The 10,451-nt window shown below is 63.2% G+C and carries 9 protein-coding genes and 1 pseudogene; 4 read left to right on the top strand and 6 right to left on the bottom strand.

Annotated elements, in window-relative coordinates; genetic code table 11:
• Positions 1-41: 41 nt before the first annotated feature.
• A complete protein-coding gene (locus EN780_RS40700; RefSeq protein WP_189340667.1) occupies positions 42-278 on the bottom strand; it encodes a hypothetical protein in 237 nt (78 codons plus the stop codon).
• Positions 279-414: 136 nt separating this feature from the next.
• Here EN780_RS40700 and EN780_RS18375 point away from each other — a divergent pair, with 136 nt between their 5' ends.
• Genes EN780_RS18375 through EN780_RS18385 form a run of 3 tightly spaced genes read left to right on the top strand, consistent with a single transcriptional unit; the run spans position 415 to position 5,305 of the window.
• Positions 415-2,295, top strand: a complete 1,881-nt coding sequence (locus EN780_RS18375) for a type I secretion system permease/ATPase (RefSeq protein ID WP_245500013.1) — start codon at positions 415-417, stop codon at positions 2,293-2,295.
• Between the two features lie 12 nt (positions 2,296-2,307).
• On the top strand, positions 2,308-3,648 hold the full coding sequence (locus EN780_RS18380; RefSeq protein WP_127312154.1) for an HlyD family type I secretion periplasmic adaptor subunit: 1,341 nt from the start codon (positions 2,308-2,310) through the stop codon (positions 3,646-3,648).
• Between the two features lie 34 nt (positions 3,649-3,682).
• Positions 3,683-5,305: a GNAT family N-acetyltransferase gene (locus EN780_RS18385; RefSeq protein ID WP_128274925.1), complete on the top strand. Its 1,623-nt coding sequence runs from the start codon at positions 3,683-3,685 to the stop codon at positions 5,303-5,305.
• Positions 5,306-5,365: 60 nt separating this feature from the next.
• Here EN780_RS18385 and EN780_RS18390 read toward each other — a convergent pair whose 3' ends face one another.
• On the bottom strand, positions 5,366-6,406 hold the full coding sequence (locus tag EN780_RS18390) for a proline racemase family protein (protein WP_128274926.1): 1,041 nt from the start codon (positions 6,404-6,406) through the stop codon (positions 5,366-5,368).
• A gap of 95 nt (positions 6,407-6,501) precedes the next feature.
• On the opposite strand from EN780_RS18390, the gene EN780_RS18395 reads away from it, so the two are divergent.
• Positions 6,502-7,464 carry a dihydrodipicolinate synthase family protein gene (locus EN780_RS18395; protein WP_128274927.1) on the top strand — a complete coding sequence of 321 codons (963 nt, stop codon included), beginning with the start codon at positions 6,502-6,504 and terminating at the stop codon, positions 7,462-7,464.
• A 158-nt stretch (positions 7,465-7,622) separates the two neighbouring features.
• Here the strand turns inward: EN780_RS18395 and EN780_RS18400 are convergent, their stop codons facing one another.
• The 4 genes and pseudogenes from EN780_RS18400 to sctR form a co-directional block, all read right to left on the bottom strand.
• The gene (locus EN780_RS18400) at positions 7,623-8,450 is read right to left on the bottom strand and encodes a DUF1445 domain-containing protein (RefSeq protein WP_128274928.1); all 828 of its coding nucleotides are present in this window, start codon (positions 8,448-8,450) and stop codon (positions 7,623-7,625) included.
• A gap of 171 nt (positions 8,451-8,621) precedes the next feature.
• On the bottom strand, positions 8,622-9,437 hold the full coding sequence (sctT, locus tag EN780_RS18405; protein WP_127392986.1) for a type III secretion system export apparatus subunit SctT: 816 nt from the start codon (positions 9,435-9,437) through the stop codon (positions 8,622-8,624).
• A 9-nt stretch (positions 9,438-9,446) separates the two neighbouring features.
• Positions 9,447-9,716: a flagellar biosynthetic protein FliQ gene (locus EN780_RS18410; protein ID WP_127285468.1), complete on the bottom strand. Its 270-nt coding sequence runs from the start codon at positions 9,714-9,716 to the stop codon at positions 9,447-9,449.
• A 21-nt stretch (positions 9,717-9,737) separates the two neighbouring features.
• Positions 9,738-10,388: pseudogene (sctR, locus tag EN780_RS18415) on the bottom strand (type III secretion system export apparatus subunit SctR); the annotation flags it as partial.
• Between the last annotated feature and the right edge of the window lie 63 nt (positions 10,389-10,451).

Below are 10,451 nucleotides of genomic sequence, written 5' to 3' on the forward strand. Positions count from 1 at the left end.
GCGGCGCCGGCGGCGGGCAGGTCGAACCTAGCACCCTCCGCTCAACCGGCCAGACCGGTTGAGGAGCGGCATTCGAGCCAGAACACCGCTGCCGGCGCTCCAGCCATTGCTTCCACGCCGGCGCGCGTTCCCGAGCCGACGCCGGCGCCGCAAAGACCCGGATCCGCACAGCCGGTGCAGGAGCCGAGGCCGGCATCGACGAACGACAGGAACGGCGCAACGGCCGCACCGGCGGCGGCAAGGCCGGAGTCCCCGCCCCAGCGTGGACTCGAGCCCAAGGCCGCGTCCCCGATCGAGAAGCAAGGCGCCACAGTGCCGCCGGCGGCTGCAAGGCCGCAGCCCGCGCCGCAAGGCACGGCCGCCCCCCAAGCCAAGGCGGTGCCGGAAACGCCCGAAAAACCATCGAAATCCGAAATGAAGGATGTGCCCAAGTCGCCAGGCATGATCACCATAGATGGCGACACTGGCCCGATCGTGGCAAGGGAGCGCACCTCCGATGGCGGCGATCCCCCGCGCGGCGACGACAATGGCCGGCGGGGCGGCGGTGGCGGCGGCAGCGGCGCCTTCCACAAGCGCCTCGGACCGGTTGATTTCGGCGCCTCCCTCAAGGCCGGTTTGAGTGCGGTCAGGAAAAACCTGGCGATCGTGATGATGTTCACCGTTGCCTGCAACATGCTGGTCCTGGCGATCCCGATCTACCTGTTCCAGATTTCGGATCGCGTCCTGACCAGCCGCTCGGCCGACACGCTGGTCATGCTGACGGTGGTGATTGTCGGTGCCGTCGTGCTGCAGGCGATGTTCGACGCGCTTCGCCGCTTCATCCTGATGCGCACGGCGGTCGAGGTCGCGGCCCAACTGGGCGCGCCGATCCTCAGCGCCGCGGCCAGGGCCTCCCTCAACAGCAACGGCAAGGAATATCAGGTCCTGGGCGACCTGCAGCAGCTGAGAACCTTCCTGACATCCGGCACGCTGCTGTCGTTCCTCGATGCGCCTATGGCTCCCTTCATGATGCTGGCGGTGTTCCTGATCCATCCGCATCAGGGGTTCATCGTCGCGGCCTCGGCACTGATGCTGCTCATGATCACGATGCTTAACCAGCGCGCGACGGCCGCCGCTTTCGGCGAAGCCAACGCACATCAGAGCAAGGCCAACATCCATCTCGATTCCATGTCGCGCAACTCCCAGATCATCAATGCGATGGCGATGATTCCGGAGGCGGTGAAGATCTGGGGCAAGGACACGGCCAACTCCCTTCGCGCCCAGGTGATCGCGCAGGACCGCAACATCGTCTTTGCCTCGCTGTCGAAGGCGGTGCGCCTCCTGACCCAGGTGACGATGCTCGGCTGGGGCGCTCATCTGTCGATCGAAGGTCATCTCACCGGCGGCATGGTCATCGCCGCCTCGATCATCGCCGGTCGTGCCCTGGGCCCGATCGAAGGCGCCATCGAGGGCTGGAATCAGGTCGTGCATGCGCGCGCCGCCTACGGCCGGATCGCATCGCTTCTGCAGTCGTCGCCGCTCAATTTCGAACGGCTGAACCTGCCACGTCCCGAAGGCCGTCTCGACGTCGAACGCCTTCTCTTCGTGCCGCAGGGAACCAAGCGGGTGGTGCTGAACGGCATTTCCTTCGCGCTGTCGCCGGGCGACTCGCTTGCGATCATCGGCAATTCGGGCGCCGGCAAAACGACCCTGGGCAAGATGCTCGTCGGCTCCATCCTGCCGACATCGGGCAACGTCCGGCTGGACCTCATGGATCTGCGCAACTGGGATCCGCGCCAGTTCGGCGAGAACATCGGCTATCTGCCGCAGGATGTTCAGCTGTTTCCCGCTTCGATCAAGGCCAACATCGCCCGCATGCGCGACGACGCAACGGACGCCGAGATCTATCAGGCCGCCGCGCTTGCCGACGTCCATGAGATGATCTCCACCTTGCCGCACGGCTACGAGACCTTCGTCGCCGCCGACGGCGCCCCGCTTTCCGGCGGCCAGAAGCAGCGCGTCGCCCTTGCCAGAGCCTTCTTCGGCAATCCCCGCCTGGTCGTGCTCGACGAGCCGAACTCGAACCTGGACTCGGCGGGTGACGCGGCGCTGGAACGAGCTCTCCAGCACGCCAAGGAGCACAAGATCACGGTCATCACCATCACCCAGCGGCCATCCCTGCTGAAGAGCGTCGACAAGATACTCCTGCTCGTCAACGGCACCGTCGCCCTGTTCGGCATGCGCCAGGATGTCCTGCAGGCATTGGCGTCGCGCGGGCTCAGCATCGAAGGCGGGGCGTTTGGCCAGATCCAGTAGGCGGGCAATCACATGACGACCGACATCGCGAAAGTTCACGACATAGAATGGTACTCCGAGGTGCCGCGCTCGATCTGGAAGCAGACGGCTGTCGGCTTGCTGCTGATCACCGTGGCCTTCGGCGGCTTCGGCACCTGGGCGTCCACGGCGCCGCTGGCGTCCGCCATCATCGCCCAGGGCAGTTTCGTCGCGACCGGGCAAAACAAGATCGTCCAGCATCTCGAGGGCGGCATCATCAAGGAAATCCTGGTCAGCGAGGGCGACCATGTCAGCCTCGATCAGCCGCTGATCAAGCTCGATGAAACCGCCGCCCAGACCAACGAGCGGCAATTGTTCCTGCGCAAGGCTCGGCTCGAGGCAATCTCGGCGCGGTTGAACGCCGAGGTGCAGGGCAGCCCCAGCATCCAGTTCCCGGCGATCGTCCTCGACAACCGCTACGACCCGGAAATCACGCCGATCATGGAGAGTCAGCAACTCAACTTCGAGGCTGCGGAACGCAAGCGCGACAGCGAGATAGCGCTGTTCGACCAGAACAAGAAGGCGATGGAATTCCGCAACGAAGGCATCGACGAGCAGATCTCGTCGGTCCGGCGGCAATTGCAATTCCTCAAGGAGGAATACCTCGGCAAGCAGAAGCTACTCGACCAGGGCCTGATCCGCGGAACCGAGGTCAAGGCGATCCAGCGCGCGATGGCCGATGCCGACGGACAGATCGGCAAGATGGTGGCGGAAGTCTCCGAGAACCGCGAACAGATCGTCAGGTTCGAGCAGCAGATAAGCCAGACGAAGGATGCCTATCGCCAGGCCGCGCTTCAGGAGTTGCAGAGCCTGGAGGCCGAACTGGACGCGGTGCGCGAGCAGTCGCGGGAGGCCGAGAATGTGCTTCGCCGCGTCACCATCAACGCCCCCGTGCCCGGCACGATCATTCGCATGTACTACCACACTGCCGGCGGCGTCATCGAGAGCGGCAAGGCCATCCTCGAGATCCTCCCCTCCGATGTGCCCCTGGTCATCGAGGCGCAGGTGCCGCGCACCGACATCGACAACGTCAAGGTCGGGCAGAAGGCTTCGATACGGCTGATCGCGCTCAACCGGCGCACCACGCCTGTCCTGGAGGGTGAGGTCTACTATGTCTCGGCCGACGCATTGCCGGAGATGAGCGGCCCCACGCCCAAGGAAGTCTATCTGGCGCGCGTGCGCTTGCCGGCAAGCGAACTGGCGAGGGTGCACGGCTTTCAGCCGACGCCCGGAATGCCGGCCGAGATCCTCGTGCAAACCCAGTCGAGGACGTTCTTCAGCTATCTGACGAAGCCGATCGCCGACAGCATGGCGAGAGCCTTCATGGAACAGTGAGCAACAGGGAAAGAGGAATTATTCGGGGGACACCATGCAGATCGATGTCATTACGACAAGGGAGGCCTTGAACGGGCTCAGGCAGAACTGGGACGACCTTTACGAAAAGGATCCCGAAGCCCAGTTCTTCCTCTCCTGGACATTCCTGTCTTCCTATGTGCGCCGCTATGAGGGCGGCTGGTCGGTGCTGGCGGCCCGGCCGGGACCGAAAGGGACTTCGTATGTCGCGCTGCTGCCATTGCGGCTGCGCACCAGGCTGAACAAGAAGACCGGCTTCTGCCACAACGAAATCAATATGGCCGGCAACTACGCGGCCGACTATGCCGGCATCGTTTGCGCGCCGGGCTTTGCCGAACGCGCCATCCCGGCGCTTGCCGGCCATCTGCTGAAGATGAACTGGGCCAAGCTGCATCTCGAGAATCTGCGCATGTCCGACAAGAGGCGGCGCCTGCTGCTCGACAATCTCGTCGACAAGCGGCTCACCGCCCAAAGGATGCAGCGCGTCAACAAGACCGACAATGTCGACAATTGCATCTGCCCGGCCGTTGCCCTGCCGGGAAATTGGGACAGCTATCTCGAGCAGAACACGAGTTCGAACACCAGACAGAAGATCAGACGCTTCCTGCGCAAGCTGGACAGCTCCGACGAGTTTCGCATCACCCATGCCGACGCCTCGACGATCGACCGCGACATCGGCATCATCCTCGAAATGTGGCGCATCAAATGGGCGCCGCGCAAAGGCAACCTGATCCCAGGCCTGATGCGGTCCAATCGGATATTGTTCAAGGACGCCTTCGAGAGCGGCACGCTGTTCCTGCCGATCCTGTGGCAGGCAGACAAGCCGCTCGGCGGCCTGGCGTTCCTGGTCGACCCGATCAAAAAGGCGATGCTCTTCCATCTCGCCGGGCGCGACGAGACCGCCAACGACATTCCGTCGGGACTTGTGCTGCATGGCTATTGCATTCGCCGTGCCATCGAACAGGGCTTCCGCAGTTACGACTTCCTGCGCGGCAACGAGGCCTACAAATACTCCTACGGCGTCGAGGAAACCGCCATCCACTGTGTCCTGGTCAAGACCAGGACCGGTCGCAATCTCGGTGACCGGCTTGACCCGAGATCCGTCGGCAGCGTGCTCGAGCAGGCGACCAAGTTCCATGAGGCGGGCAATCTGACCAATGCCGAGAACGGCTATCGCCAGATTCTCGAGGTCAATCCCCGCCATTCCCGCACCCTTTACGGTTTGGGGCAATTGCTGACGGCCAAGGGCGACCACTGGTCGGCTGCCGATACCTTCGCCACGCTGGTCGAGATCGCCCCTCAGTCGCTCAAGGCGTGGTCGAGGCTCGCCATCGAGTACCAGGCGCTAAGTCGCCACGCGGAGGCCGCGGACGCCTTCCGCAAGGTGCTGGAGCTCAATCCGGACCTCCCCGGGGCGCAATACGGCCTTGGCCGCAGCCTGGCGCAGTTGCGGCAGATGGACGAGGCAGCGAAGGTCCTGAGCGCGGTGCAGGACAAGGCCGACAAACCCGTCGACCCCGTGCTGCGCGCCAAGGCACGTGTGCAGTTGCAGAAGCTGAAGGAGGAAGCCAACCCCTGCTACATCAGGCTCGAGCCAAGCAATGCCAGGTCGCCAATCCTTGAGCAGGCGGGCGCTTAGGGCAATTCCAGGAAAATGTGTAAGGCTTTTCCGTCCCGAGCTTCGCCCTGACGTTGGGCTCTACTGCTTCACGGAAGTGGAGGTGCCCCAGGTGTCGGACAGCACATAGCCCTGGGGGTATGGATCCGTCGGATCGAGGTAATAGGCATGCTCGCCGGTGATCCAGGCCCGGCCGGTGATCTCCGGAACGATCGCCTTGCGACCGCCGATTTCCGTCAGCTCCACGATCCTGCCGGTGAAGCGGGAGCCGATGATCGATTCATGGATCAGCACCTCGCCTACCTGCATCAGGCCCCTCGCTTGCAGGACCGCCATGCGGGCCGACGTGCCCGTCCCTGTTGGGCTGCGGTCGGAGCGTCCCGGCGAGACGATGCAGGTGTTGCGGGTGACGTTGCCCGGACCCTGGAACGGCATGGCGAACTGCACGATCGAGACACCGCGTACATGTTCGAACTCCGGATGCACGACATCCAGCTGCTCGCGCGCGGCGCGCCTGATCTTCTCGCCGGCCACCGCCAGATCGCGCGCCTCGTCGGGAGCGACCGAAAAGCCGAGCGCCTTGGCATCGACGATGGCGTAGAACATGCCGCCATAGGCGATGTCGACGGTGAGCGTGCCGAGCCCCTCGACCTCGATGCTGGCATCGAGACGTTCGGCGAAGGCGGGCGCGTTGCGCAAGGTGATCGAGACGCATTTGGCGTCGCGGCATTCGGCGCGCACCTCGATGACGCCACCCGGCATGTCGAGATTGAAGCGCGTCTCCGACTCCTGCATCGGCACCATGCCGGTCTCGAGCAGCACCGTGGCGACGCAGATCGTGTTGGAGCCAGACATCGGCGGGTATTCCGTCGGCTCCATTATGATGGCGCCGGCGGCGCAATCATCGCGCGTCGATGGAACCAGGAGGTTGACGTGGCGCGCGACGCTGCCGCGCGGCTCGCAGATCAGCATCCGGCGGATGTGGTCGTGATCGCGCTCCATCGTGATCATCTTTTCCATCATCGTGCGGCCCGCCGGCGGCAGCACGCCGCCGACGATGACGTCGCCGACTTCACCTTCGGCATGGCAGCCGACGACACGAATGCTTGTTTTGGTGCGCATTGTTTCTCCCTGGCCTCCGCCACTATTTGCTTGGCAAGCAGTGCCGCTCCGGGACAAACTGGTCAATCTGCCAGCCAGCCTCAAGGAGAATCCCAATGGGCGCCAATATCTTTTCCGGCTGCATGCCGGCCTTGATGACACCCTGCACGGAGGACCGCCTTCCCGACTTCGAGGCGCTCGTGCGCAAGGGACGCAAGCTGATCGCTGCCGGAATGTCTGCCGTGGTCTATTGCGGCTCGATGGGCGATTGGCCGCTCCTGACCGACGAGCAGCGCATGGAAGGCGTCGAGCGCCTGGTGAAGGCCGGCGTGCCGGTGATCGTTGGAACCGGCGCGGTCAACACCGCCAAGGCCGTGGCCCACGCCGCCCACGCCCAGAAGGTCGGAGCGAGGGGCTTGATGGTGATCCCGCGCGTCTTGTCGCGCGGGCCGTCGGTGACGGCGCAGCGCCACCACTTCAAGGCGATCCTCGCCGCGGCGCCGGATCTGCCCGCGGTCATCTACAACAGCCCCTACTACGGCTTTGCCACGCGCGCCGAACTGTTCTTCGCGCTGCGCGCCGAGCATCCGAACCTCGTCGGCTTCAAGGAGTTCGGCGGCCCGGCGGATCTGCGCTATGCGGCCGAAAACATCACCAGCCGCGATGATGAGGTTGCGCTGATGATCGGCGTCGACACCGCCGTCTTCCACGGCTTCGTCAATTGCGGCGCGTCCGGCGCCATCACCGGCATCGGCAATGTCTTGCCGAAGGAGGTTCTGCATCTCGTCGGGCTGAGCCAGGCGGCCGCCAAGGGTGACGTCGAGGCCCGCCAGCGCGCGCAGGAGCTCGAAGCCGCGCTCGCGGTTCTCTCCTCCTTCGACGAGGGTCCGGACCTGGTGCTTTATTTCAAGCACATGATGGTGCTGAAAGGGGATCCCGAGTACCGGCTGCACTTCAACGAGACGGATGCCCTGACCGACAGCCAGCGCGGCTATGTCGAAGCGCAGCTCAAGCTGTTCGACAGCTGGTATGCCCAGTGGTCGAGGCAGCCCGGCGTGATCGCGAGATATGCGGCCTGAGACTCATCTCCGCGCCATAAGCCGAAGGCAGGGGGCCTTTCATCTATGCTGGCGGCGGCGCGGTGTCCGCGGCTCGACTTGCCATTACCAATTCGAGCCGCAATCAAGGCGATCAATAGCCGATCGTCAGGAAGCAATCGTTTTCCTGCGCGGCCAAGCTAATAGACCTTGAAGGCACCCGCACCCGCTCGTGCATCCACATCGGTGATCAGCATGTGTCCCGGCGATACCGTGATCGAGATTGCCAATTCGGCACGCGCAAGAGCATCCTGGGCGGTCAGGCTGCTGCCCCAAAATACAGGGACCTCCCCGTCCATGATTTCGACCGCATCGCCCCAGTCGGGAGCCATCAAGTCCTCTATCCCGATGATGGCGGGCTCTCCGACATGGATGGGAGAGCCATGGGCGTGCGGAAAACGTGCGGTAAGGGCGCGAACCTTGTCGACGTCGCACTGTCTTATCGGCCGCATGGAGACGACCATCTCGCCCCCAAACGGTCCGACGCCGCGGGTCTCGATCCTGGTTCGGAATTTGGGCAAGACGTTGCCGTAGCCGATGCTGCGGAGCTTGATGCCCTTCGCGACAAGGGCGGCTTCGACCGTCAGCGAACTGCCCAGCGCGAACACGGCGAAGTCTTCGCGCCACAGGTCGATGATGTCCGTGGTCTGATGGATCACTTCCCCGAAGCAATAGATGTTGTACTGGGGCGCGTCGGTGCGGATGTCGATATCACCCAGTGCCGGGAGCAATGGGCTGCCGACACGGCTCACGCCCACCAATGGACAGGGTTTTGGGTTGCGGACGCAGAACTGGTGGAAATCGCCGGCAAAGCTGCGAGGCACGATCACGACATTGGCCTGGAGCTTGCCGCGCGCAAGCCCCCCCGTGTGCCCTTCATAGGCACCCATCCTGACCAGTCTGCGGAGCCTGTCCGCATCGACCAGTCGCAAATTGTCATAGAACAATGAAGTGGTCAGGCGAGCCATGGCTTCCGAAGTGAGATGCACGTTTCAGAGACACGTCGAGAGCGCGTAAGATCATCGGCGGGTTGGCCGCTTGTCAAATTGTCAGAATCTTTCCCCAACGATAAATTGTATTTATTGGTCGGCCAATGGTGGCTGCTATTATCATTAGCGTTTGCGAATAAATCTTTTCGTTCACCGGCAGCCGCGGCAGCCGATCGCCTCTATCTGCCGGCCAGCCTCGTGCAGAAAGGCAAGGTCCCGGTTCATGTAGAACAGCAGGAAAGCCGCATAGAGGACAAAGACGAGGCTGAAGACCAGCGTCTTGACGACCAGCGAAAGCGCAAAGACGTTCAGGTGCGGCGAGGCGCGCGCCAGGAAGGCAAGCACGATGTCGGACAAAAGCATGCAGATGATGAGCGGGAAGACGAGTGTCAGGGCCATCATCAGGATGCGGTTCAGCAAACCGAGGAAGATGACGGCGGCATCCTTGCTGAACACGGGCATGAGCTGGTCGATCGGCCAAAGGCCATAACTGTCATAGAGGCTGGTCAGGGAAAGTTCGAAGCCGCCGGCGGCCAGATAGACCGTGACCATGATGACCGCGAGCAAGGTGCCGGTGGCACTCGTCTCGTGGGTCATCATCGGGTCGATCAGCGTTCCCATCGTCGAGCCGCGCTGCAGGTCGAGGATGTCGCCGGCAGCCTCCGCCGCCCAGAACGGTATGCCCATCGCCAGCCCGAGCGTTACCCCGACCACGACCTCCTTGAGCATGTAGAGCACAATCATCGTCGTCGTGATGTCGGTGCTCGTCAGCTTGTTTACGATCATCGGAAAGACCGGAACCGCCAGCGCCAGAGCCACGCCGTTGCGCAGCAGCCCGGATAGCGGCACCCGCGAAAAGAGCGGCATCAAGAGCATGAAACCGGTCATGCGCGCGAGCGCGAAAGCGCCGGCCAGCAGATAGAACTGAAGCTCCTTTATCGACGCGAAGAGTGGTTCGACCGGCATCCGCGTGCCTCAGCGCGTGACGACGGGGAACTCGTCCAGCGCCGTCGAGGCCTGCTCCGCGATCTGCTGTCCAAGCAGCGGGCCGACGACGATGATGACCAAAAGGATCACGACGAGCTTGATCGTCTGCGGCAAGGACTGGTCCTGAATCTGCGTCAGCGCCTGGGCAAGTCCGACAAGGATGCCGACCGCCAGCGCCGCGATGATCGCCGGGCTGGACGCGAACAGCACCGTCCAAAGCGCGCCTTGGACCTTCGCCAGGATGAAGTCATTGCTCATGCAAAACCCCCGGCGGCGTCAGCCATAGCTCAGGATGAGGCCATGCATCAGCCGCGACCAGCCATCGATGGCGACGAAAAGGAACAGTTTCAGCGGTATCGAAATGAGGACCGGCGAGACCATGATCATGCCGAGCGTCATCAGGACGTTGGCGACGACGATGTCGATGATGAGGAAGGGGAGATAAAGCAGGAAGCCGATCTCGAACGCACGGGTCAGCTCGGAGGCGACAAAGGCGGGAACAAGGATCGAGAGATCGTCGTCCTTCAGGTTCTGGCGCGCCTCTTCCGGCCACAGGCGGCTCGTTCCGTCGAGGAAGAACTTCCGCTCCTGTGGCTGGGTGAATTTCATCAGGTGTCGTTGCAACGGTTCCCTGACCAATTGTGCCGCCCTGGCCAGGTCATCCGTCGTCTGGAACTGGACCTGCCCCTCCTGAAGCCGCCCCGACATCTCCCTCAGCAACGGCGTCGTGACGTAGACGGTGAGCACCAGCGCTATGCCGTAGAGCACCAGATTGGGCGGCATCTGCTGGACGCCGAGCGCATTGCGGATCAGAAACAGCACGACCGAGATTTTCAGGAAGCCCGTCATCGTGACGACCGCCAGCGGCAGCAAGCCGACGAAGCCGACGGCGATCAGAATGCCGAGCAGGTTGGGCGAATTCTCAAGCATTGTCGAACATGCGCACGATCCGCACGCCCAGGCTTTCGCCGATCCGCACGATCTCGCCACGAC

This window comes from Mesorhizobium sp. M4B.F.Ca.ET.089.01.1.1, assembly GCF_004022605.1.
Lineage (GTDB): Bacteria > Pseudomonadota > Alphaproteobacteria > Rhizobiales > Rhizobiaceae > Mesorhizobium > Mesorhizobium abyssinicae.

Excerpts from the sequence above, each read along its gene's own strand:
- EN780_RS18375 (WP_245500013.1), top strand. The coding sequence starts at position 415 with ATGAAGGATGTGCCCAAGTCGCCAGGCATGATCACCATAGATGGCGAC.
- EN780_RS18380 (WP_127312154.1), top strand. The coding sequence starts at position 2,308 with ATGACGACCGACATCGCGAAAGTTCACGACATAGAATGGTACTCCGAG.
- EN780_RS18385 (WP_128274925.1), top strand. The coding sequence starts at position 3,683 with ATGCAGATCGATGTCATTACGACAAGGGAGGCCTTGAACGGGCTCAGG.
- EN780_RS18390 (WP_128274926.1), bottom strand. The coding sequence starts at position 6,406 with ATGCGCACCAAAACAAGCATTCGTGTCGTCGGCTGCCATGCCGAAGGT.
- EN780_RS18395 (WP_128274927.1), top strand. The coding sequence starts at position 6,502 with ATGGGCGCCAATATCTTTTCCGGCTGCATGCCGGCCTTGATGACACCC.
- EN780_RS18400 (WP_128274928.1), bottom strand. The coding sequence starts at position 8,450 with ATGGCTCGCCTGACCACTTCATTGTTCTATGACAATTTGCGACTGGTC.
- sctT (WP_127392986.1), bottom strand. The coding sequence starts at position 9,437 with ATGCCGGTCGAACCACTCTTCGCGTCGATAAAGGAGCTTCAGTTCTAT.
- EN780_RS18410 (WP_127285468.1), bottom strand. The coding sequence starts at position 9,716 with ATGAGCAATGACTTCATCCTGGCGAAGGTCCAAGGCGCGCTTTGGACG.